21 protein-coding genes, 1 tRNA gene and 3 pseudogenes are annotated in these 22,365 nt (G+C 58.9%); 6 read left to right on the top strand and 19 right to left on the bottom strand.

Translation table 11 applies throughout. From position 1 onward, the window contains the following. Nucleotides 1-79 precede the first annotated feature (79 nt). The 3 genes from HHL21_RS07935 to HHL21_RS07925 all read left to right on the top strand — a co-directional run bounded on the left by HHL21_RS07935 (nt 80) and on the right by HHL21_RS07925 (nt 2,697). Entirely contained in the window at nt 80-1,327 is a 1,248-nt protein-coding gene (locus HHL21_RS07935; protein WP_169464704.1) for an aspartate kinase, read from the top strand. 95 nt (nt 1,328-1,422) lie between these two features. Continuing rightward, nucleotides 1,423-1,515 (top strand) — tRNA-Ser (locus HHL21_RS07930). A 168-nt stretch (nt 1,516-1,683) separates the two neighbouring features. After that, on the top strand, nt 1,684-2,697 hold the full coding sequence (locus HHL21_RS07925) for a tyrosine-type recombinase/integrase (protein WP_169464703.1): 1,014 nt from the start codon (nt 1,684-1,686) through the stop codon (nt 2,695-2,697). On the opposite strand, the pseudogene HHL21_RS07920 reads toward HHL21_RS07925, so the two are convergent. The 3 genes and pseudogenes from HHL21_RS07920 to HHL21_RS22120 form a co-directional block, all read right to left on the bottom strand. After that, nucleotides 2,652-3,237, bottom strand: a pseudogene (locus tag HHL21_RS07920) (DODA-type extradiol aromatic ring-opening family dioxygenase); the annotation flags it as partial. The gene HHL21_RS07925 and the pseudogene HHL21_RS07920 sit on opposite strands and share 46 nt — an antisense overlap. 121 nt (nt 3,238-3,358) lie before the next feature. Beyond that, nucleotides 3,359-5,323, bottom strand: coding sequence for a putative bifunctional diguanylate cyclase/phosphodiesterase (locus HHL21_RS07915; protein WP_169464702.1), 1,965 nt, complete (start codon nt 5,321-5,323; stop codon nt 3,359-3,361). A 383-nt stretch (nt 5,324-5,706) separates the two neighbouring features. Beyond that, nucleotides 5,707-5,985 carry an OsmC family protein gene (locus HHL21_RS22120; protein ID WP_370659683.1) on the bottom strand — a complete coding sequence of 93 codons (279 nt, stop codon included), beginning with the start codon at nt 5,983-5,985 and terminating at the stop codon, nt 5,707-5,709. 660 nt (nt 5,986-6,645) lie between these two features. Between HHL21_RS22120 and HHL21_RS07905 the strand changes: the two genes are divergently transcribed. Next, entirely contained in the window at nt 6,646-7,104 is a 459-nt protein-coding gene (locus HHL21_RS07905; RefSeq protein WP_169464701.1) for a MarR family winged helix-turn-helix transcriptional regulator, read from the top strand. Nucleotides 7,105-7,524: 420 nt separating this feature from the next. Here the strand turns inward: HHL21_RS07905 and HHL21_RS07900 are convergent, their stop codons facing one another. Beyond that, nucleotides 7,525-10,902: an EAL domain-containing protein gene (locus HHL21_RS07900; RefSeq protein ID WP_169464700.1), complete on the bottom strand. Its 3,378-nt coding sequence runs from the start codon at nt 10,900-10,902 to the stop codon at nt 7,525-7,527. 601 nt (nt 10,903-11,503) lie between these two features. On the opposite strand from HHL21_RS07900, the gene HHL21_RS07895 reads away from it, so the two are divergent. Further along, nucleotides 11,504-11,971, top strand: a complete 468-nt coding sequence (locus HHL21_RS07895; RefSeq protein WP_169464699.1) for a hypothetical protein — start codon at nt 11,504-11,506, stop codon at nt 11,969-11,971. A gap of 69 nt (nt 11,972-12,040) precedes the next feature. Here HHL21_RS07895 and HHL21_RS21630 read toward each other — a convergent pair whose 3' ends face one another. From HHL21_RS21630 to HHL21_RS07885, 5 genes are read right to left on the bottom strand one after another with little or no spacing between them, the layout of a single operon-like run. Further along, nucleotides 12,041-12,349 (bottom strand): hypothetical protein, encoded by a 309-nt coding sequence (locus HHL21_RS21630; protein WP_229496189.1) that lies wholly within the window; start codon nt 12,347-12,349, stop codon nt 12,041-12,043. Beyond that, complete coding sequence (locus HHL21_RS21625) at nt 12,346-12,624, bottom strand: acetamidase/formamidase family protein (protein ID WP_229496186.1); 279 nt, start codon at nt 12,622-12,624, stop codon at nt 12,346-12,348. Before HHL21_RS21625 ends, HHL21_RS21630 begins: the two co-directional genes overlap by 4 nt. Next, a complete protein-coding gene (locus tag HHL21_RS21620) occupies nt 12,621-12,977 on the bottom strand; it encodes a hypothetical protein (RefSeq protein WP_229496184.1) in 357 nt (118 codons plus the stop codon). The genes HHL21_RS21625 and HHL21_RS21620 overlap by 4 nt, the downstream gene beginning before the upstream one ends. Continuing rightward, the gene (locus HHL21_RS21615; protein ID WP_229496182.1) at nt 12,974-13,129 is read right to left on the bottom strand and encodes a hypothetical protein; all 156 of its coding nucleotides are present in this window, start codon (nt 13,127-13,129) and stop codon (nt 12,974-12,976) included. The genes HHL21_RS21620 and HHL21_RS21615 overlap by 4 nt, the downstream gene beginning before the upstream one ends. Next, nucleotides 13,126-13,611: a DoxX family protein gene (locus HHL21_RS07885; RefSeq protein WP_169464698.1), complete on the bottom strand. Its 486-nt coding sequence runs from the start codon at nt 13,609-13,611 to the stop codon at nt 13,126-13,128. The genes HHL21_RS21615 and HHL21_RS07885 overlap by 4 nt, the downstream gene beginning before the upstream one ends. Before the next feature lie 122 nt (nt 13,612-13,733). Between HHL21_RS07885 and HHL21_RS07880 the strand changes: the two genes are divergently transcribed. Beyond that, nucleotides 13,734-14,192 (top strand): MarR family winged helix-turn-helix transcriptional regulator, encoded by a 459-nt coding sequence (locus tag HHL21_RS07880; RefSeq protein WP_169464736.1) that lies wholly within the window; start codon nt 13,734-13,736, stop codon nt 14,190-14,192. 26 nt (nt 14,193-14,218) lie between these two features. Here HHL21_RS07880 and HHL21_RS07875 read toward each other — a convergent pair whose 3' ends face one another. The 10 genes and pseudogenes from HHL21_RS07875 to HHL21_RS07830 form a co-directional block, all read right to left on the bottom strand. Beyond that, entirely contained in the window at nt 14,219-15,286 is a 1,068-nt protein-coding gene (locus HHL21_RS07875; RefSeq protein WP_169464697.1) for an alpha/beta fold hydrolase, read from the bottom strand. 40 nt (nt 15,287-15,326) lie between these two features. Continuing rightward, entirely contained in the window at nt 15,327-16,079 is a 753-nt protein-coding gene (locus HHL21_RS07870) for an HvfC/BufC N-terminal domain-containing protein (RefSeq protein WP_169464696.1), read from the bottom strand. Further along, nucleotides 16,076-16,933: an MNIO family bufferin maturase gene (gene bufB, locus HHL21_RS07865; protein ID WP_169464695.1), complete on the bottom strand. Its 858-nt coding sequence runs from the start codon at nt 16,931-16,933 to the stop codon at nt 16,076-16,078. The genes HHL21_RS07870 and bufB overlap by 4 nt, the downstream gene beginning before the upstream one ends. A gap of 62 nt (nt 16,934-16,995) precedes the next feature. Next, nucleotides 16,996-17,271, bottom strand: coding sequence for a BufA2 family periplasmic bufferin-type metallophore (bufA2, locus tag HHL21_RS07860; RefSeq protein ID WP_169464694.1), 276 nt, complete (start codon nt 17,269-17,271; stop codon nt 16,996-16,998). Nucleotides 17,272-17,513: 242 nt separating this feature from the next. Beyond that, a complete protein-coding gene (locus HHL21_RS07855) occupies nt 17,514-18,278 on the bottom strand; it encodes an alpha/beta fold hydrolase (protein WP_169464693.1) in 765 nt (254 codons plus the stop codon). Between the two features lie 52 nt (nt 18,279-18,330). Next, complete coding sequence (locus HHL21_RS07850) at nt 18,331-18,606, bottom strand: BufA1 family periplasmic bufferin-type metallophore (protein ID WP_169464692.1); 276 nt, start codon at nt 18,604-18,606, stop codon at nt 18,331-18,333. Between the two features lie 186 nt (nt 18,607-18,792). After that, nucleotides 18,793-18,969, bottom strand: a pseudogene (locus HHL21_RS07845) (thioredoxin); the annotation flags it as partial. Nucleotides 18,970-19,408: 439 nt separating this feature from the next. Then, nucleotides 19,409-19,654 (bottom strand): annotated as a pseudogene (locus HHL21_RS07840) (4-hydroxy-2-oxovalerate aldolase family protein); the annotation flags it as partial. 6 nt (nt 19,655-19,660) lie between these two features. Beyond that, a complete protein-coding gene (locus tag HHL21_RS07835; protein ID WP_169464691.1) occupies nt 19,661-20,812 on the bottom strand; it encodes an epoxide hydrolase family protein in 1,152 nt (383 codons plus the stop codon). A gap of 153 nt (nt 20,813-20,965) precedes the next feature. Then, nucleotides 20,966-22,285 (bottom strand): epoxide hydrolase family protein, encoded by a 1,320-nt coding sequence (locus HHL21_RS07830; RefSeq protein ID WP_169464690.1) that lies wholly within the window; start codon nt 22,283-22,285, stop codon nt 20,966-20,968. Nucleotides 22,286-22,365 lie beyond the last annotated feature (80 nt).

Raw genomic sequence — 22,365 nt, 5'->3', positions numbered from 1 at the left:
ATGGCTTGAGATTTTGCAGCGCAACATGTAGAGTAAAGAACTTCATTTCTACACTTTTTGCGCGGATTTCTTCACACTTATGGCATTAATCGTCCACAAATACGGCGGTACGTCGATGGGCTCGACGGATCGCATCAAGAACGTTGCAGCCCGCGTCGCCAAATGGCATGACGCTGGCTACCAAATCGTCGTTGTACCATCAGCAATGTCAGGCGAAACCAACCGCCTGATCGGCCTCGCCAAGCAGATCATGGACCAGCCCGATCCGCGCGAACTGGACATGATTGCCTCGACTGGTGAGCAGGTCTCCGTCGGCCTGCTGGCGATGGCGCTGCTGGCCATCGGCAAACAGGCTGTTTCCTATGCTGGCTGGCAGGTTGCCATCAAAACCGATTCATCGTTCACCAAGGCGCGCATCCAGTCGATCGACGACGCCAAAGTGCGCGCCGACCTTGATGCAGGCAAGATCGTCATCATCACCGGGTTCCAGGGCGTGGATGACGAAGACAACATCGCGACCCTCGGCCGCGGCGGCTCGGACACCTCGGCTGTGGCGATCGCCGCTGCAATGAAGGCCGACGAATGCCTGATTTACACCGACGTTGACGGCGTGTACACGACCGATCCGCGCGTCGTGGAAGAAGCGCGCCGCCTGAAGACGATCACGTTCGAAGAAATGCTGGAACTGGCGTCGCTGGGCTCGAAGGTCCTGCAAAGCCGCTCCGTCGAATTCGCAGGCAACTACCGCGTACCGACGCGCGTGCTGTCGTCGCTGACCGATCCCCTGATGCCGCTTGAAGAAGAAGCCCGCTCGGGCACCCTGATCTCGTTTGAGGAAGATACAAAAATGGAACAAGCAGTCATTTCGGGCATCGCATTCAACCGCGACGAAGCCAAGATCACCATCCTCGGCGTGCCGGACAAGCCAGGGGTGGCGTATCACATCCTCGGACCGGTGGCTGATGCGAACATCGAAGTCGACATGATCATCCAGAACCAGTCGGTGGAAGGAAAGACCGACTTCACCTTCACCGTCTCGCGCGGCGAGTACCAGAAGGCGATGGGCGTGCTGGAAGGCGTGAAGACCGAAATCGGTGCGGCCAGCGTTGCCGGCGACGCCAAGGTGTCGAAGGTATCGGTAGTCGGCGTGGGCATGCGCAGCCATGTTGGCGTGGCCTCGCAGATGTTCCGCACGCTGTCGGAAGAGGGCATCAACATCCTGATGATTTCTACGTCTGAAATCAAGATTTCGGTGCTGATCGACGAGAAATACATGGAATTGGCCGTGCGCGCGCTGCACAAGGCCTTCGAATTGGAAAACGAATAAGTTTTTTTTAAAAAAACTTTGCTGGTTCACTTGACCAAACCGGCTGGTGAACTGTAACATTCCGGTCTCCTGATCTGGCATACTGGATTAGGAAAGGAGACGTGGCCGAGTGGCCGAAGGCACATCCCTGCTAAGGATGCATACGGCTTATACCTGTATCGTGAGTTCGAATCTCACCGTCTCCGCCAGTATTGTTAAAAAAGCTCCCTCACGGGAGCTTTTTTTTTGCTCTCCATAGACAGCTCGCTTGATTTTTGTCCGAGCGCGTCCTGTGACTTCCAGTACTATCCACGGTTAAAAGGTAGATAGGAAGGTAGATAGGTCAAAAGGTAGATAGCGAGGCCGCAAGGCAACGCATGGTCAGGCTCGCCAACAAATTGTCGGCACTGAAGGTAACGAACGTCAACAAACGCGGTTGGTACAGTGACGGCAACGGCTTGTGGCTGCAGGTGAGTGCTTCAGGCTCTAAAAGTTGGGTCCTCCGCTTTAATTTTGCCGGCACCCGGCATCACATGGGCCTCGGCGCACTTCGCGACCTGCCGCTGGCGCAGGCGCGTGTTCTTGCACAGGATCTCGGCCGCAGGCTGCGGGACGGCCATAATCCCCTCGCCGATCGACGCCACCTGGACGCGGTGCGCCGTGCCGACAAGGCGCGGCAGATGACGTTCGATGACTGTGCAAAGGCCTTCATCAAGGCGCACCGCGCATCCTGGCGCAATCCCAAACATGCCAAGCAATGGGAGTCCACACTGGAGACCTATGCTTCGCCAGTGTTCGGTTCCTTGTCCGTGGCCGATGTGGATACAGCGATGGTGGTCAAAGTACTTGAGCCAATCTGGGCAGACAAGACCGAGACCGCGGTGCGCCTGCGCGGGCGGATCGAATCGATCATGGACTGGGCCACTGTCAGCAAATTTCGAAGTGGCGAAAATCCGGCGCGCTGGCGCGGTCACCTTGACTACCTTCTGGCGAATCCCTCGAAGGTCGCTCCGGTGGTGAATCATCCCGCCCTTGCATGGGCGGAAGCACCAATCTTCATAAAGGAATTACGGGAACGTGACGGCTTCGCTGCGCGTGCTCTGGAATTTGCCATCTACACCGCGGCGCGATCGGGTGAGGTGCGCGGCGCCCGGTGGGCTGAGATCGACTGGGACGCGGCCATATGGACGGTGCCAGCCGAGCGCATGAAAAGCCGGCGGGAGCATCGTGTGCCGCTTGCGCCTGCTTGCATCACATTACTCCGGTCATTGGATGCCAATGCGGAGTTTGTCTTTCCCGGCCGGCAGGGCAAGATGTTGTCGGATATGTCCATTACGTCTTGGCAAAGCGAATTCGAGGCAAGCAGAACTGCCCTACGCCCTGTTTTTTGAATGGCACGTAATGTGGCCTTGCCCAGAATGTCTGCGTATTTCGTCCAGATCTTGCTCGTTATCCAGGTAGTAGGGCGAATTATTGGCGGAAATACCTACAACCGGGATGTCCCATTGTGGTCGCATCATATGAAGCGTCGTAATCGTGCCGTAATCAACCCGAAACTCCGGGTTGGTCATCATCTTCGAGACCAAGCCTGCCGCACGCGCTTCGGCACAACACGCTTGCGCGAGCTCTACATCAACATCGAACTTATAGTCATAGCGAAAAATATTGGGAAAGATGGGGTCCACCGACTTCCCGGAAAGAGTCGGGATGCCTAAAAAGTGATGTCCAACCTGGGTCACCCAGTGCGGCGAATGCACTAACAGGACGTCCGGCTTCAGCGCGTCGAGGGTCGCCCGGGCACGCTCGTATGCCCGCCGTAGCGGCTCCCAGCCGCCCTGCGACCGCGGCTTGTTCTGCGGGGGATTCTCTGCATAAACCAAATGGGGCGGGTGCGGGGCGAGATACCCAGCCAGTATCTTTCCTGTTTTCATGGCACCTCCTGTTGTATATCCATGAAGGCGGTCGACCGATCAATGCCTTGTTGGCTAGCATAATTTTGCCCACGGCGCGTGACTGGATTGCGGTCCCAGGGATGTGCCGGGCAAGGCTGCCTCAGTGTATCTTCGGGACATGCCGCGCCTCCCAGCCGGCACGCCACTGCGGAAAGTCCTCGATAGGCATTGGTTCGCCGATGAAATACCCCTGCGCCACATCGCAGCCTTCGTCAGCAAGCCGCTCCCATAGCGCCTCGCTCTCCACCCCTTCCGCAACAATATGCCGGCTGAGGGTATGGCCTAGTTCGATGGTGGAGCGCACGATAGCTGCGGAGTCCGGACTGTCAAGCATGGGCATGACGAAGGACTGGTCGATCTTGATGCCATCGACTGGGAACTTCTGCAGGTAGCTCAAACTGGAATAGCCGGTGCCAAAGTCGTCGATGAGCAACTCGACGCCGAGTGCCTTCAGGCCCGAAAGAGCCACCAAGGTCGCTCCCGGATCGTCGATCAGGGCACTTTCCGTCAGTTCGAACTGGACCCGTGCCGGATCGATGCGCCATGCGGACAGCAGGTTGTCGATCTGCCGCACGATCGTTGGATTGCGGAAATCGTAGGCGGAAATGTTAATGGCCAAGGTCTGGGGCGTGTCGTCCACCGGCCAGGCACGCAGCTGACTGAAGGCTGCGTTCAGCACCCAGTTGGTGACGTGCGTGATCATGCCGCTTTGCTCTGCAAGTTGGATGAAGTGCGAGGGGAGAACCATGCCAAGCCTGGGATGTGCCCAGCGTACGAGCGCTTCCGCGCCAGTAACTTTACCGGAACGCATGTCGACCTTCGGCTGGCAATACAGTCGCAACTCGTTGCGCTCAACGGCCCGCCGCAAGTCACCTAGCAGCGAGAGGCGTCCGGCATAGTCGGCAGCGCGCGCGTTGGCAAAGACTTTGACACGGTCGGTCACTGGTGTCCCGTGGTAGAGGGCGGCATTGGCATGCCGGAACAAGGTTTCCGGCGCCATCGCGGCGGCCACGTCGCAGGCGACGCTGGCATGTACCGGCGCATCGAGGGCCACACCGCACACTTCGATCGGGTCATCCAGCGCCTGCAATACCGTATGCGCGAAGGCCGTGGCATCTTCCATGCTGGCGCCATGCAGGATCATGCTAAAGCACGCTTCACCGATGCGGGCTAGCGGACGCTCGGGGCTGGCCCAGCCGCTCAGCCGGCGAGCAATCTCCTTCATCAATTGATCTGCTGCCTGGTAGCCGAGCACATGGCTGATTTCCTCGAACCGGCTGATTTTCAGGTGAACCAAGGACAACGGGACGTTTTCGGCGCGCGCTTGTTTGAGGAAAGCCGTTATGGCCTGCAGCTGTAGGGTCCGATTCGGCAGTCCGGATTCTGTATCGAAGAACGCGAGCTTCTCGATCGTTGCCTGCGCCGCACGATGCAGCTCCCGGATCCGCAGGCTAGTAATGCCGAAGGCTAGATCGTCGGCCATGTCGGCGAGCAGGCGCACCTCTTCCTCATGGAAAGCGTCCGGCTCGGCGGCCGCCATGAACAGTGCCCCAAGCACGTGGCCATCGGCGACCAGTGGAAAGGCGGTAACCGAAGCATATCCTTCGTCGAGGGCCTGCTGGCGGAAGATGGCAAGCTGCGGCTCGGCATACAGCGGGCTGTTCAGGATGTCGCGGCCGACACAGGGCGCACGCGTCCGGATGGCCGTCCCCACCGCCGTCCTGCCGGCAGGAATATCGGCGTAGGTGAAACCGAAGGCGTTAAGCCAGGACACGTCGACCGGCTGCGCCTTGCCGTTGTTCATCCCGACCTGGACTACCCAGCGCATGGATTTTTGTTCGTCCTCACTGGCGTACGCCACGCCGGCACGCCGGTACCCGCCGGTTTCGACAATCACAGTGCACATATCCTGCAACAGTTGCGCTTCATTGGTCGCCCGTAGCAAGGTGCGGGTGCCGGCGCTCAACGTTCTGAAAGCGCGAGTGCTCCGCTCCAGTGCATTCGATATCGAACCGTTTGCTACAGTCGGAGCAGCATTTCCATTTCCTATTGCATGGTTAAACATCGGCGCGCTCCTGAAACCGTCATTTGAGTATAGCAAATGCGGGACGAACGCACAGGTTCGGGTGGCCGACGTCCAGACCGCAGTATTCCGTCGGCTGACGTGCGCTGCACGGGCCTGCTCAGTGGCCATGACGATCGGTACGGTACTTACGCTCGCGCGCACTGAGGAGGGAATTGCAGGAGTCAGGGGCATCGGCTTTGAAGAGGGCGGGCACGTCTTATCGGACACAATGATGAGGTAATGCCCACGATCGTAAAGCAGGTCAAGGGCTTGGACCGGATCTCTGATCTATCGGTTACAGAAATGCTTCAATGATGGCCAGTCGTACGAAGATGGCAAGCAGGTTTCGAAGCCGCTTGCCATGCCGTTCTTAACGCTAGGAGCTAGGCGGTGATTGCCTTCAGCACCACGCCAATGTTGCCGCGAACTGCTTTCGAGTACGGGCAAATCTGGTCAGCTTCGTGCGCGATTGCGTAAGCCACTTCCTGGTCAAGCCCGGGTGCCACGAGATTGATTCGCGCTTGCAGGAAGTAGGCATTACCCGTCACGCCCAGGTCGACTTCGATATCGATAGCCGTATTCGCAGGCAGAACCACATTCTTTTCCTTTGCCACCAGGCCGACTGCGGCGCTGTAGCAGGCGGACCAGGCGCCGGCGAACAATTGTTCGGCGGTCGGGTGGGGGGGATGTCGGCAAACACGTGCTCGCGTGCGCCTCCGGTGCCGCTCAGGTTGATGTTCAGCTTGCCTTCCGGGCTGCGGGAAAGGCCGCCTGCGTCGTTCGCAGTGCTGTGGGTTTTGCCGGTGACCAGGACTTTGTCGATTTTGCTCATGATGTATTCCTATAAAAATGGGTGGGTTTTTATTTAGCTTGCGATTTGATCGTGTGCGACTGATTTAGTCTTGAGGCATCCGAGAGGTGGTGTCAAGCGCTTTTTTTCGGGATTTTCGGAAAACTGCGGCGGGGGAGTGCGTGGGTGGGAGAGGCCAACGGACATGAAAAAAGCTCCCACCGGATACCCTGTGGGAGCTTTGTTGCGGCCTAGAAACCGCGCATTTTCTTGCTGGTCGTGGCGCGCCGCGCCATACGGGACTGGATCTTACGCTACACAAATCCAGCCGGCGCCATGATGACCATCTTTCGCATCCAACACCTCCTGTTATCGGCACTCCAGTGCCGGTCTTATCCGCTGTCAAGCGCAGTCTACGCGCCCCGCAGTGGACCTATTGAGATATGCGTCAATGTAAAGCAGTCGCGATTAAATCGCGTTCGATGTATAATGGAGGCCTTGCAAGCCAGTCTTGTCATAAAGAGGCCTCACCATGAAACGTCCCGACCCGCACGACCCCGACACGCCGAAACTGTCGAATTTCCTGTGCTTCGCCGTCTATTCGGCCAACCTGGCCTTCGGCAAGGCCTACCGCCCGATCCTCGAATCGCTGGGCCTGACCTATACCCAATACATCGCGCTTATTGCTTTGTGGGAAGATGACAGCCAGACCGTCGGCAGCCTGGGCGAAAAACTGTTTCTCGAGTCAAACACGCTGACGCCGATCCTGAAAAAGCTGGAAGGGATGGGCTACCTGGAGCGGCGCCGCGCGGAAGCCGACGAGCGCCAAGTGCTGGTCAGCCTGACCGACGCCGGGCGGCTGCTGCGCGAAAAGGGGCTGGGCGTGAACCTGTTCGCTGTCTGCGGCCTGGCGGCGGATGAGATTCCGAAGCTGCAGCAATCGGTGGTGGCGCTGCGTGACAGCCTGGTCAGGTCGACCCAGCAGGGCTAGTGTCAATTTCCGGCATTAAGGCTCCACTCATTTTCGGCGTAATGGCGCCACGTTGGCCAATGATTTCAGGAGCTCAAACTTGGGTTGCAAGAATGATCGATTTCGACGGTTTTTGCAACTTCGTTTTCGACACGAATGCCGTTTTTCGGTGAAATTGCTACCCAGGGGGACCGACGTTTGGTCTCGAGCCGAAGCGGCGCCGGGATGCTGCGAACGGCAAGGAAGCCACTTTTAGTGGATGGCCCGCAGTCGAGTACAATCGACAACAGTCGGCCCATTCGCAGTCATAAAAACAATAAAAATATAACGCTTAATATGTCCGGCTATCAAACCATAGCGGACAAATCGCGATATAGTAACATTAAGTCTGCAATTGAAATTGCAAGATTATTCCTTAGCCAATGAAGTTTGCAACAACGATTAACTAACCTCTATTGTTGCTGTCAAAATTTCGTCAATCGGCGCAGGTCGATGCAATAAAAATCCTTGTGCATAATCAACGCCAATCACGCGTAATCGCTCAAGGACTTCCTGATTTTCGACAAATTCAGCAACAGTCTTAACGCCTACAACCTTGGCGACGTCCGTGAAGCAACGAACGGACGCCTCGTCCAGCGGATCGCTTACCAAATCGCGGATGAATTGCCCGTCTATTTTCAAGAAATCGACTGGCAAGGATTTCAAGTATCCGAAAGAAGATGCGCCCGCGCCAAAGTCATCAAGCGCTACTTTGATACCTACTGCATGTACCTGTTCGATAAACAATGCTGCATCAGCAAGGTTAGTCACGGCTGCCGTTTCTGTTATTTCGATGCACAGCTTCTGACAAAGCTTGGAACCAGCCTCATTCAATAGTTCAATTGCCCATCGATGAAATGCGCGGTCACCAACGGATTGACCGGACAAATTGATGCTGATGTTTTCAATCGCATCCAAAGATGGCAGCGCTTTCATCCAATCGACGGCACGTTTGAATACCCACCGGTCAATGCGTGACGCCAGATGAAATCGTTCCGCAGCAGGCAAGAATGCACCAGGAGGAATCAGAGTGCCGTCACTATCAATCATACGCAGCAGCACTTCGGCATGCACGCCTTGTGGTGCATCGTTTAGTGGTGTAATCCGTTGGGCAAACAGCACGAACAAGTCTTCATCCAATGCTTTGCCGATACGGTTAGTCCATTGCATTTCACCGTGCCGTGTCCGCATCGCCAAATCTGAGTCAAACCATGCATGCACGCGATTACGTCCCGCTTCTTTTGCCGCATAACAGGATGTATCGGCAGCTTGCATGATGGATTCCGTCGTTGCCCACCGGCTGTCTACTGGCACCAAACCAATACTCGTACCGATCCGGAACCGCTTGCCATCATGCATGAAGCGGAAATCAAACATCCGTTCGCAAATCTGTTGCGCCACCCGTTGTGCTGGTGCGGCAGTGCAATGTTCCAGAATGATGGCGAACTCATCGCCGCCTAACCGCGCCAAGGTATCGCGATCACGCACAGAATATGACAGCAACTTGGACACTTGTTGCAAAAGCTGATCCCCGATCACATGCCCGCAAGAATCATTCACCAGTTTGAACTGGTCGAGATCGATGTAGAGCAAAAAATGTTCGCTGCGGTCTTCATGCGCTTTTTGTAAAGTTCTGCTTAGCCGCGTTTCAAACTCTGCACGATTGGTCAGTCCCGTGAGTGCATCATGGGTAGCACGATAACTCATTTCATTTGAAAGGCGACGCTGTTCGGTGACATCATGGAACACCAGCACTTCACCTAGTAACACGCCTTTTGCATTGCGAATTGGTGCGGCGGAATATTCGATGCCGAATTCATCACCATTGCGTGAAATCAGTATGGTGTGGTTGGCCAAACCAACAATCTTGTCCTGCTCCAGGCAGGCTAAAACCGGGTTCTCGGTCGGTTTGCGTGTTTCTTCATTGACGATACGAAAAACTTGGCTTAACGGCCTACCCAGTCCTTCCAAGGCAAGCCATCCCGTCATGCGTTCTGCCACTGGGTTGAGCCAGGTTACATTACCTTCGGCATCGGTAGTGATGACGGCATCCCCAATGGAGCGCAAGGTGACTTGAAGCAGCTCGTGTTGCTCAGCCAATTCTGAAGTCAAGCGTCGCGCCTCGGTGACATCCCAATTGGCACCAACCATGCGCAGAGGGCGTCCTGCATCATCTCGGGTGACGCGTCCTGTGCCGTGTAGGTGGTGAATGCTGCCGTCGTCCAAAACGATACGAAATTCTGTGTCGAACGGCTTCACGCCGGATATACCATCCTGCAATGCCTGTTCAGCCTGTTTGAGGTCTTCTGGATGAACGTGTTGCGACCATAGGTCGTACGGCGCGACCTCGTCGCGTGGAGTAACACCGTACAAGTGATACATCCATGGATCCCAAACTAAAGTGTTGGCGGCGATATCCCAATCCCAAATACCGATATGTCCAGAGTCTGTCGCCAGAGACACGCGCTCCCTTGCTTTTTGCAATGCCTGCTGCTCAGTAATACGTTCCGTTATATCTTCATGGGTACCAAACATCCATTCCGGTTTGCCGTCGGCATCCCAGGACATGACGCGACCGCGACTACGTACCCAGACCCAATGCCCATCACGGTGACGCATGCGCACTTGGCATTCATAACGCACGTTTTGATCTGCAAAATGTAAATCAAGCAACGCGCCAGAACGCTTCAAGTCTTCAGGGTGCGTGTTATCAATCCATGTTTGAATCGATAAAGGAGCAAGATTGGCTAAGGATTCCCCAATGATCTCAGCCCAGCGCTCGTTGAAAACAACTTGCCCTGTCTGGACATTCCATTCCCACGTACCCGAGTTGGTGCTGTCAACAATTTGCGCCAAGCGTTGATGCTTCTGTTCCAACTTTCGCTCGATGATACGGCGTTGCGTGACATCTTCAATGATCGCGAGGCTATGATAGGGCTTACCTTCTGCATCGTATTCGAGAATGCCGGACAAAAGCACGTCAACTATTGCGCCATCTTTGGCGACCATTTGATACTCAATTTTTTCGCAGCGGCCTGTTTTGAAAAATGTGGGTAACACCACATTTTTCGCATACTCACGCGATTCTTTTGTCAAGTATTCTGAAGAAAAATGGCCCAGAACTTCGTCGCGGGTATACCCGAGTCTAGACAGCCATGTATTGCTGACAGCCTTCATTCTCCCTTGCGCATCGATCGAGTGCAACATGGCAGGTGTGGCTTCATACAATTGGCGCAAGTGATCTTCGCTGACTTGTAAATTTTGCGTGGCTTGTTGAAGCAGACGCACAGCACGTCGACCTTCCAGCGATGCGGCTGCAGCAAGCGCCAAGCAGCGCAAAATCTCGCGTTGCTTGTCATCCAGTTGCCGGGGTTGCCGGTCAATGACGCATAGCGTGCCGACACGATTGCCATCGCTCAAGACAATCGGTGCGCCGGCATAAAAACGAATATCTGGGTTGCCGGCGACGAGGGGATTGTCGGCGAAACGACTATCTTGCGTCGCGTCTGGTACTTCAAACAGGTCATTGCCCAGAATGGCGTGCGCGCAGAATGCGACATCGCGTGGTGTTTCGGACACGCCGGGTAAACCTATGTTGGCTTTAAACCATTGTCGTTCGGTATCGACCAAACTGATCAATGAGATTGGAACTCCGCAGGTCATCGATGCGATGCGTACCAATACATCAAATTCGGCTTCGGGGGACGTGTCAAGAATGTCGAGCGCTTGCAGTGCTGCAAGACGTTCTTTCTCGTTATGCGGGAATGGAGCTGAGTTCATTTTTCACCAGTTACATAGTCAGTGAGATGTCACCTAACTGGCAATTGGACTATCAATCGTCAGATCGCAAGGCAATGAAATAGCCAATCGAGACGATATTTTTTCGAAGTGCTCGCAGCAATGAGACTAGCAGATAATCTTGCCTGAGTAAGGGTTTTGATTAAAAATGGCATAAAAAGCAACGTCTGCAGTGTAAAAAGAAGCGGCCAGCCAATTTTAAAGTGATGGGAGGCAGGTAAGGGGACAGCGGTCGTTCCAAGAGTTGTCGGAAGCGCCCCAGATTGTCTGAAGTCGGGCTTTGGGAGCCAACCCGGAAGCCGACTAAGGTAAAGAGGGGTAACTCACGCCGGCTTGGTCCGGAACGAATCTCTCCCCTCATATTTATTAACGATATAAACGATTTATATCGTTAGTCAACAATCATAGCGGCGCCGCCTTGCGCCCCTTTTCGGTTGGCGGTTTGGACGCTTCTGACGCAGGTGACAGGGCACGATAGCTATCCCCATCGAGCACAAGTTTGTAAGCGCCATGGCGTAAGCGATCCAACGTTGCACCGTCACGGATAATGGCTGATTAATCCAGATGGATGGACCCGGCTAAGATGAAAGTGCTACTACTCGGTTTGCTGTCGCTCTCAAGCTATTGCTTTGCGCAAACGGCAACAGTGCCTGCCACCGGCGTCCCAGGATCCATCGTGGCGGGCCCGCTCGAGGTCGATGTGGATGACGAAAGGTTGGGGAAAGTCATTTACGGTTACGGCCGGCTGGGTACCGACCTGACCCTGCTGGTGAGCGGGCTGACTGGCGTGGACGCACCGAAAGGCGCCAAGCGCGATGAGGAAGTTGCGTGGGCCGCAAGCATGACCGAGCAATTTATTGCCGAAAAGAGGGTGTCCGCTGGACAGGATGCGCGCTTCAAGGGCCTGCTCGCAGGGATGCAAAAGCTCGAACGCGCGAGCCGGGACCTCCAGGGCGCATCAAATGCCGAGCTCGACAGCATGCTCGAGGAGCTGGTGAGCGTCCGCACGCAGATGAGGCAACTGGCCGTGGAGTTCGGATCGGCGCCCTGATCACGCATCGCCTACCCCGGGCCGCATGGCGGAAACGCTCGCCGCACGTTTTTCCGCCATGCTCGGTTGTTACAGCTCGTACTTCGCCCGCACCAAGTGCCCGATCCCCATCCGGTCCAGCGTGAACGGGCACAGGAGCGTGACCCTGACCGTCCCCGGCAGCCTGCTGATCTCGATCGAGCCGGTGATCGTAGCCCGGTTCAGCACCTCGTCATACGCCAGGCCGGTGGCCTTGGCTGCGCGCTGCAAGCCATTCTCGGTGGCCGCGTTCAGTTTGGCGCCGCTGCCAATGAAGGTCAGCGGTCCACTCGCCTCGATTTCCTTCTGGCCCCAGCACGCGCCCAGTTCTTCCATGCGGCGCCGCTGTCCGGCATTCATCGGTCGCGCCATTGGCGGCAGGTCGTCCAGTTCTGCAGCAGCACCGGGCCGTCCTGAGTGAGCCACTTGATGACTTCCACTGTCAGCTCGGTCTCGCCTGAGACGTCGGTGGCGTGCCCGGCGATCTCGCCATTGCCCTGCTGCGCGTGCATGTCGCCCATGTAGACGCCGGCGCCCGGCACTTTGACCGGGCAGATCAGGATGCAGCCGTCACGCACCGAGTAGGTGTCCATGTGGCCGTCGGTCTTGGCGGCGTGCAGTTCGTCGTGCGTCATGCCGTAGCGGTGCGACGCGCCGACCGGGTACTGGCCGAAATCGGCGCAGTTGTGCGAATCGGGCAGGTCGCGCGAGGGGGGATGTTGCCGAGGAAGGGACGCATGTGCGCGGCCACGCCCGGCATGTCGGCGCGCGCCAGCGACAGGATCCAGTGCTGGGCCGCGAATTCGGGCAGCGCCGACATGGCCGAGGCCTTGCCCGCCAGCCGGTCGGCCACTTGCTGGTTGACGGTCAGGCTGACCTGGTTCTCCGCATCGAGCACGATCACGTAGCCGTGGGCGAAGCGGAAGGCGCTCACTTCGGCTCCGCAGTTGTTGCAGCGGATCGCAGCCTGGAAGGCGGACGTGATCATCGGTCCCCAGCAGCCCAGGGCGTGCCGGTAATGAGCCTGGCGCCGTCGGCCAGCGGTCCGAGCATCGGCTGGCTGGGGCCGATCAGGCCGTTGGTGTAGCTGTCGACCCGCAGCAGGCCCACGCTGGCGCGCGCTGCGACGGCCTTGCTCATTTGGATGCTCCCGAACGCAGGCGGGCGATCAGGCTGTCGAGCGACCAGGCGCCGCCGCCCTTGGCGATCAGCGGCAGCAGCAGGCCGGCCCAGGACAGGTGCGCCGGCCATGCCGACGGGTACACCAGCAGCTGGATCACGGCCGTCATGCCCAGCAGCGCCAGGGCGGCAGGGCGGGTGAACAGGCCGAGCACCAGCAGCAGCGGCAGCAGGTGCTCGGCGCCGGTGGCCAGCTGGGCCGCCAGCTCGGGCGAAATCACTGGCAGCGCGTATTCGGAGCGGAACAGTTCATACGTTAGCGGCCGTATGGTGAAGCCCTGCACCTTGGTGCGGCCGGCCATCCAGAAAATGGTGGCAATGCCAAAACGGGCCACCAGCAGCAGCAGCGCATCGGGCAAAACACGTGAAAACGTCGCGGTCGGAATCGCCTTGCTATTAGGCGGAAAAGCAAGAGAGGCCAAAGGCGAATTAGTGGTTTTCATAAAAATGTGCCAATCAAAGTAGAAAGAGTGTTAAATGTGGGGCGTCAATGCGAACCGATTACATCGCATTCGATATATAATTTGAGTATGTGAGGCATTGCCCTCTGATCAACTGGACGATGATGAACCCGACCGACCCCGTAGATCCAAAGAGCCCGAAGCTCGCCGATTTCCTGTGCTTTGCGATCTATTCCGCCAACCTGGCCTTCGGCCGGGCCTACCGTCCCATCCTTGAGGAATTGGGCCTGACCTACACCCAGTACATCGCGATCATCGCTTTGTGGGAGGAAGACATGCAGACGGTCAGCAGCCTGGGCGAGAAACTGTTCCTCGAGTCCAACACCCTGACGCCGATCCTCAAGAAACTGGAGTCGCTCGGCTACCTGAACCGGAAGCGCAGTACCACGGACGAGCGCCAGGTGCTGGTCAGCCTGACGGACGCCGGCCGGGCGCTGCGCGAGAAGGGGCTCGATGTGAACCTCATCAAGGCTTCCGGACTCACTGCCGAGGACATCCCCAAAATTCAGACAGCCGTCGTCACCCTGCGCGACAGCCTCGTCCGGCACACGCAGGACAAGTAGCCGCTGCTGGCCGAGCGGGGCCATCATCAGGTGCGCCATGCCCCGGCGCGCACCAGCTCGATGATCGCGTCGGCAAAGGCTTTAGGCGCTTCCTGCGGCAAGTTGTGGCCAGCGCCGGCCACCTTGCGGTGGATGCGCTTGCCGCTGAACTTGGCGGCCGAGGCCGTGCCGTCGGTGGCGGCCACCACGCCGTCCTCCTCGCCATCGAGGGTAATGGTCGGCACGCTGATCGGCGGTACCGCGGCCAGCTTCTTTTCGAGCGCTTCATAGGCCGGGTAGCCGGGCGCCAGGCCCAGGCGGTGGCGATAGGAGTGGATCACCACTTCCACGTAATCCGGATTGTCAAACGACTTGGCCGAGCGGGCGAACATCGGGCCGTCGAAACGCCATGATGGCGAGTTGCCTTCCCACATCAGGCGCGCGATATCGTCGCGGTTCTTGGTCAGGCCGGCGCGGCCGCGCTCGGTCGTGAAGTAAAACTGGTACCAGAAGCCCCGTTCGACCGGCGGCGCCAGCGGCAAGGCGGCCTTGGCGATGTCCTGCACCAGGTAGCTGTTGACCGACACCAGGCCGACCACGCGCGAGGGCTTGATCAAGGCCGCCACGCAGGCGGCGCGTCCGCCCCAGTCGTAGCCACCCAGCACCGCTTCGGGAATGTGCAGCGCATCCATCAGGTCGATCACGTCCTGACCAATGGCGGCCTGCTGGCCCGAGCGCGGGGTGGCGGCGTCCAGGAAGCGGGTGCTGCCGTGGCCGCGCAGGTGCGGAATGATCACCCAGTAGCCCTGAGCCGCCAGAATGGGCGCCACATCGGCGAAGCTGTGGATATCGTAAGGGAAGCCGTGCAGCAGGATGACCGGACGGCCTTCCTCGGGGCGGCCGGCTTCGTAGTAGCCGATGTCGAGCAGGTCGGTTTCCACCTGCTTGATCGGGCCCAGCGGCTGCGGGTTGCTCAGCACGCGCACCGGCGGCTTCAGGTACTTGCCGCTCTTGGCTGGCGCGGCGCCGGCGAGCGGCGCGGCGCCCAGCGCCAGGCCGGCAACGCCGGCGGCGGAAAACAGGAAGCGGCGGCGGGTGGGCAGGGTTTCGTTCATGGTGTTCTTCTCCTCGGGTTAAGTAGGGGTGACGCGGCGGTCAGGCTGCGTCGACCCCGGTGATCATTTCGTTACTAAGCCAGTTGGCGAGCAGCTCGCCGGCCCGGGCTACGCCCGCCTCGTCGCCGAGGCGCTCGACCAGCAGGTCGCACAGCGTGGCAAAGCTGCCGTTGTGCCGCAGGTGCAGCAGCGCTTCGAGTTCCAGCGCATCGACCTGGTTGAGCGAGGAGGTAAAGCCCCGTCTCCATATGATGTACCCGCCCGGCTGCGCCAGCATCTCGCCTTCGGGAGAGACGCTGTCGTTCCACAGCGCCGACCAGATCTGTTCGGCGTTGGTGGTGGCGGCGCGCGTGCGCAGCGACGGGGCCACGAGCAGGCGCGCGCTTTCCCAGTCGATGTCGGCCAGCTTGGCCGGCGCCAGCGGCGCGGCGTCCTGCGCGACAAAGACGTCCGACAGCGTGTATTCGATCCAGGCCAGTTCGTGCAGGTCCGGGTTCTTCGGATATTGCGCGACCAGCGTGCGCTCGAACTGCCCGGGGTAGAGGTCCAGCGTCCACGCCTGCGGCGGATAGCTGTCGATATGGGTGATGGCCAGGTTGTGGAAGGCGTCGCCGCCGATCCAGCGGCGCAGGTGCGGATAGGCTTCTTCCAGCACGCCGACCAGCTGGGCGCGGTAATTGTTCTGGTAGACTGCCAGGCCGGGGGCGCCGTCGACAGCCAGGCGGCTGGCCGCATCGACCGAGGCGGTGCTCAGGAAGGCGCGGAAATCGCGCTGCATGTCGGCGAGCCTCATGCCGCCTCCTTGCTGCGTGCGGCCAGGCCGGCGGCGCCGATGGCGCGCGCGGTGTCCAGTTCGGCCATCAGGTCTTCGAGCGGCGGAATGTCGGCGTCGCGCTCGATCATCGTTGCGACCGGGCCCAGCAGGGAAACGGCGTGCGCGTACAGCGACCAGACGTCCGCGCAGACGGGGCTGTCGTGGGTGTCGATCAACAGCTCGGCGCCCCTGGTATGGCCGGCCAGGTGGATCTGGCGTACTTTTGAAGCCGGAATCCCGGCCAGGAAGGCGTAGGGGTCGAAGCCATGGTTGGTTGCGCTGACGAAGACGTTGTTCACGTCCAGCAGCAGGCCGCAGCCGGTGCGGCGCGACATCTCGGCCAAAAACTCCCATTCGGTCATCACGGCGCCGTCAAAGGCGAGATAACTGGACGGGTTCTCGAACAGCATGGCGCGGCCCAGCGTGTCCTGGGCCATCGAAATATGGGCGCACACGATATCGAGCGCTTCGATGGTATAGGGGACTGGCAGCAGGTCGTGCGAATTAAAGTTGTCGATGCGCGACCAGCTCAGGTGGTCGGAGACAAACAGCGGGTCGATCTCGTCGACCAGCGCCTTCAGGCGTTTCAGGTAATCGGGATTGAGGCCGTCGGCCGAGCCGATCGACATCGACACCCCGTGCAGGGCCACCGGATGGCGTTCGCGCACCTGGCGCAGAATATGCCGCGGCTGGCCGCCGGCGACCATGAAATTTTCGGAAATGACCTCGACAAAATCGACCGGCACGTTGGTCTCGAGGAAATTGGCGTAATGCTCGCGGCGCAGGCCGAGGCCATAGCCGTGGAAAGAGGGTGGTAGTGACTTCGCAGACATGATGCACCTTTTTAGGAAAAATGCGCGGGCGTAGCCCCCCGCTTGCACGGGGGGCCAGAGGACTAGGAAGCCAGCTCGGTGAGCGAGCCGCCCATTGCCTTGCATTCGGTCGGGGTCTTGGCGAGGACGCCCTGGCCCTTGCATTCGTTCAGGCCCTTGCAGTCGTGCTTCGCGGTAGCGCAGAGGCCTTTTCCTTTGCAGCTGTTGGCGCCGTAGCAGCGGGTTGGCTTTTCAGGCGCGTCGGCGGCGAAGGCCGTGGTCGATGCGCCCATGGATGCCAGGGCGATCAGTGCCGCTGCGCCAGCCAGGCCAACGCGGGTTTTCGAGATGAGGTTCATAGGTTACTCCAAAAAGGTACTGCGGGTTATGGCATGGCGGCCGATAGCGGCCCCATGCCGAAAAAATAACGCTCCCTGCCTGCGGCGGATGCGAACCGGCCGCATGTGTTACAGCTTACGAGCGCACTGTGTCTTGCTTATATCTGCCATGGGCGGGTTTTGTATCGCCACATGTACTGCCGGGACAGACAAACTCGGATACAAACAAGCCGGTTTGCCGGGCCGCGACGCTTGCGCGGTGCTTACTTGACTGCTTGCGCGGCCTTCTTGATGACGTCTTCCACTTCTTCCGGCTTGGCCAGGTTCAGTGCATGGCTGGCCTTGATCTCGGTCACCTTGGAACCGGCGCGCTTGTACATCCAGCGCTGCAGTTCGGGGTTGATGATGCGGTCTTCGGTGGCGACGATCGCGTAGGTCGGCTTGGTGCGCCATGCGGCTTCCCAGCTTGGCGTGGCCAGCGACGCTGGCGACACGCGCGGCTGCGACACCGACAGGAAGTTGGTGCGGTTCGGCGGAATGTCGGCGGCGTACACTTCCTGGAACTTGAGCGGCTTGATCGACTGGCGGCCATCGCGGCCGATTTCCAGTTCATTGTGCAGTGCTGGCTTGGAGGCCATCAGCTGCGCCACGCTTTCGCCAACGGCTGGCTGGATGGCCGCCACGTACACCAGCGCCTTCACTTTGTCGCTGGTGCCGGCGATCGAGATCACGGCGCCGCCGATGTCGTGGCCAACCAGGACCACGGGACCGTCTTGCGCTTCGATGGCGGCGCGGGTGGCCGCCACGTTCTCGTCGAGCGAGTCATGCGACTGCTGGACGATGGTGACTTTGTAGCCGTCGATCCACAGGCGGTCATGCACATTGCGCCAGGTCGACGAGGCGTCGACATAGGAGCCGCCAACCAGCAGCACGTTCTTGGCGCCGACGGTAACAGCGTAGGGAATCGCCGACGCGATGGCCGGGGCGGCGATGGCGGCGGCGAGGGCTGCAATTTTGATCATTTTCATGTTGTATTCGCTTGAGTAATGGGCTGGACGGAAAGGAGCGGATGCGCAGCGATTACGCTTTTTCTTTCAGCGAACCGAAGCCCTTAGGCGTCTTGATTTTTTCGCAGGTGCCCTTGTCGACCAGGGTCCAGGCGTTGCCTTGGTAGTCGACCGTCGCGCTGCCGGCGCACGAGGTGCCCGCGCCGGCGGCGCAGTCGTTGGCGCCAGCCTTCGACACGCCGTAGCATTTTTCGGTCTGCTTCGGGGCGTCGGCTGCCTGGGCGCCGGTCACGAGGACGGACAGGGACAGGGCGAGGGTTGCGGCTACTGCGGCGTATTTGGAGCTCATGTTCGTTTCCTTGAAGAGTAATGCAGATTATGTCGGATCCGATTGAATCGGATATGATTAATAATACGCAGTGAAATACGGTTTGTCAAGCTGTTCCGATGCAATCGCATGCGATTTTTGCGCCCGTTTTGTAGCGCTGTGTATCGGCACCGGCGACAGATACATGCGCATACAATCCGGTGCCGTTTATTGGGCCAGCAGGCGCTGGATCTGCGCTTTGGTCTCGGCATATTTGCCTTCGCCGAAGTGGGTGTAGACGATGCGGCCCTTCTTGTCGATCAGGTACACAGCAGGCCAGTACATATTGTGGAAGGCGCCCCAGGTGTCGTAGCGGTTGTCCTGCGCAACTGGGTAATTAATCCCAGCCAGGCCATCGCGGGTTGTTGAGATGAGGTTCATAGGTAATTCTTCAAACAGGTACTGCAGGTTATGGTATGGCGGCCGATAGCTGCCTGGGCGCCGGTCACGAGGGCGGACAGGGACAGGGCGAGGGTTGCCGCTACTGCGGCGTATTTGGAGTTCATGTTCGTTTTCTTGGCGAGTTAATCAGATTGCCTCGAACACGATTGAATCGGATGTGATGTAGAATACGCAGTGAAATACAGTTTGTCAAGCTATGCAAATGCAATCGCGAATCCTGACTTCGGTTGGCCGGGCAGCTGGCATTCAGGCGGCCTGGCTTTGCACTTCTTTAACGACCAGCCCCTGCAACGAGGTCAGGCGACCACATTGCTTGCCCAGCAGGACATCCAGGTCGGCGAGACCGACCTGGTGGTGGTGCTGCCCGTCGTTCAGGGCCGGCTTACTGGCGGCCCAAATCCAGCGCCACGTCGACGATCAGGTCTTCCTTTCCGCCCACCAAGCGGCGGCGGCCGAGTTCCACCAGGATGTCCACGGTCTTGATGCCGTATTTCGAAGAGGCAGCTTCCGCACGGCGCAAGAAACCGGAATAGACGCCGGCATAGCCGAGTGCCAATGTTTCGATGTCAACCCGCACCAGCCGGTCCTGCAGCGGACGGACAATGTCATCCGCGGCATCCAGCGACGTGCCGACTTAGCGCAATCGGAAAAAATCCCGGATATCGGTGATCATCGCCTGCGGTTCTTCCCAGGCCCCGAAGTGTCCGCCGCTAGGATGGTGCCGCAACTGCTGGAGGTTGTAGTAGCGCTGGGCCCAGCGTCGCGGCGCGCTGCAAACCTCCTCTGGCAAGACTGAAACCCCGACCGGCGCCTCGACGACGGGCGAGCGGTTGTGCACTGGCGTCCAAGGATGGTGCGCGGCCTCGTAATAGTACCGCGCCGATGTTCCGTAGCTCTGGGTGACCCAGTAGATCATGATTGTGGTCAACAGATCGTCCTTGGAGAAACGGGTCTCGACGTTGCCGCCGCAGTCGCTCCAGCTGCGCTGTTTTTCGATGATCCACGATGCTAACCCTGCCGGCGAATCGTTGAGCCCTACGGCAATCGTCTGTGGTTTGGTGCTTTGAAGGGAGGAATAGGCCGCTTCACCATTGAAGAAGGCCTGCAGGCGTGCGGCCATCGCCGCTTCGTCCGGATCGTAGTCCTCGGGCGCGGGCAGGCCTCCGCTGAACAGGTCCAGCGGCAGCGTCATCGGGAAGTGCACACCGATCATACGCTCGGGAAAGCGGTGTCCCAGATCAGCTGCGATCAGTGCGCCCCAGTCGGCGCCGTGCGCCGCAAAGCGCGGGTAACCCAGCCGCTCCATCAGCTTGACCCACAGCTCTGAGGTACGCCAGAAATTGATCCCTGATTTGTGCAGCGGCGTCGAAAATCCGTAACCAGGCAGGGATGGCACCACCACGTCGAATGCATCGGCAGCATCGCCGCCGTACGCGCCGGGATCGCTCAGGGGCGCGATGACCTTACGGTACTCCCAGAACGTCCAGGGCCAGCCGTGCGTCAGAATCAGCGGTTTAGGATTGGGCCCCTTGCCGCGCACATGTATGAAGTGGATTGGGATGTCGTCGATTTCAGTGCGGAACTGTGGATACGTATTGATCGCACGCTCATGTTTGCGCCAGTCGTAGCCGTCGGTCCAATACGCAACCAGTTCCCGCAGGTAGGCCGTGTTGGTGCCGTACTGCCAGCTTTCGTTGGCGAAGTCGTCGACCCAGCGCGTGAGCTTGAGCCGCGTCTGCAGGTCGTTGAGTACTTCATTTGAAACGTGGAGGTGGAAAGGTTCCATATTGCATTTCTCCCGGGATCGCTGGGAAACTGTACACCGGGTCCGAGCAAGCGATCCGACTTGATTTGGACCGTGTAAAGGCAGTGCATATCTGCCAAACAAGGCCGTAATCTGCGCGAACGACAGTCGGTCCGCGCAGCCTCAAGCAACCCGTCAGCCGCGCAGCGACTTGAACCCGGCACGCAGCTCGGCCGAGAAAAGGGTCGGTTGTTCCCAGGCGGCAAAGTGGCCGCCCCGGTCCATTTTGTTGAAATGAATCAGTTTGGGATACGCCTTCACCGCCCAGCTGCGGGGGCATTGGAATAGTTCTTCAGGAAACGCGCTGACGGCGACCGGGACGACGACATTCTTCGGCCTCCAAAAGGTCAGTTTGTTCTCCCAGTACAGGCGCCCTGAAGAAATCCCGGTGTTGGTCAACCATGTAAGCGTAATATTGTCCAGAATATCGTCCCGGGTCAGGTCGCCGTAAGATTTTCCGGCGAACAGCTCTGCGATGTGGCCGTAGCTGAGCGCATCATGGTCGAGCAGATATCCGGCGAGGCCGACGGGGGAGTCGGAAAGCCCGTACATCGTTTGCGGGCGCAAACCGAGCTGATAGGCATAGCCGATACCCTTGGCATATACCACCTTGATCCGTTCGTATGCCGCCAGTTCGTCGCCTGCCAGGCCGGCCGGCGCCGGCGCGCCCGACGCGGCAGCAATGTCGATATCAGCGGGAACGGCGCCAGGGAAATTGGTGTGAATTCCCAGCAGACCTGGAGGCGCCTGCGCGCCCATCATCTCGGTGACGAGCGCACCCCAATCGCCGCCCTGGGCCACGTATTTCTTGTAGCCAAGGCGTGTCATCAGCACGGCCCACGCGCGCGCCATGCGGGTGGGTTCCCATCCCGTCGTTTTCGGCTTGCCAGAAAACCCGTAGCCCGGCATCGAAGGGATGATCAGATCGAATGCGTCCGATGCGCTTGCCCCGTGCGCAGTGGGATTGGTCAACGGACCGATAATTTTCATCTGTTCAATGATTGAACCGGGCCATCCGTGGGTGACGATGAGAGGCAACGCGTTTGCGTGTTTCGAACGCACGTGAACGAAGTGGATGTCGAGCCCATCGATATTGGTGATGAAATTGGGTAGGGCGTTCAGGCGCGCCTCGACTTTACGCCAGTCGTATTCATTGGCCCAATATTTCGCAAGCGCCTGCGTGGTCGCGAGCTGAACCCCTTGCGAAGCGTCCGACACCGTTTCCTTTTCCGGCCACCGGGTCGCTTTGATGCGACGGCGCATATCGGCCAGGTCCGATTCCGGGAATTTGACGTGGAATGGACGAATTAAGACGCCATCGGTTCCCGCCCGCTCGCGGGGTTGACTCATGGCGTATGCTGTTTCGGGCAGGTTAAGAAGACCTGCGGCACTGGCAGCGGTCACCGCTGCAGCGCTGCAGAAGCGACGGCGCAGGACATCTGGCGTCTCTTGCATGGCAAACTCCTTGGCAACGACTGGTTGCGTTAGGGTGTGACTGCAAACGTTCACAACCCAGGACAAGGATGCCGGACGTT

Origin of the sequence: Massilia polaris, assembly GCF_012927275.1 — a bacterium.
GTDB lineage: Bacteria > Pseudomonadota > Gammaproteobacteria > Burkholderiales > Burkholderiaceae_D > Telluria_A > Telluria_A polaris.
This window is presented reverse-complemented; position numbering and strand designations above follow the sequence as displayed.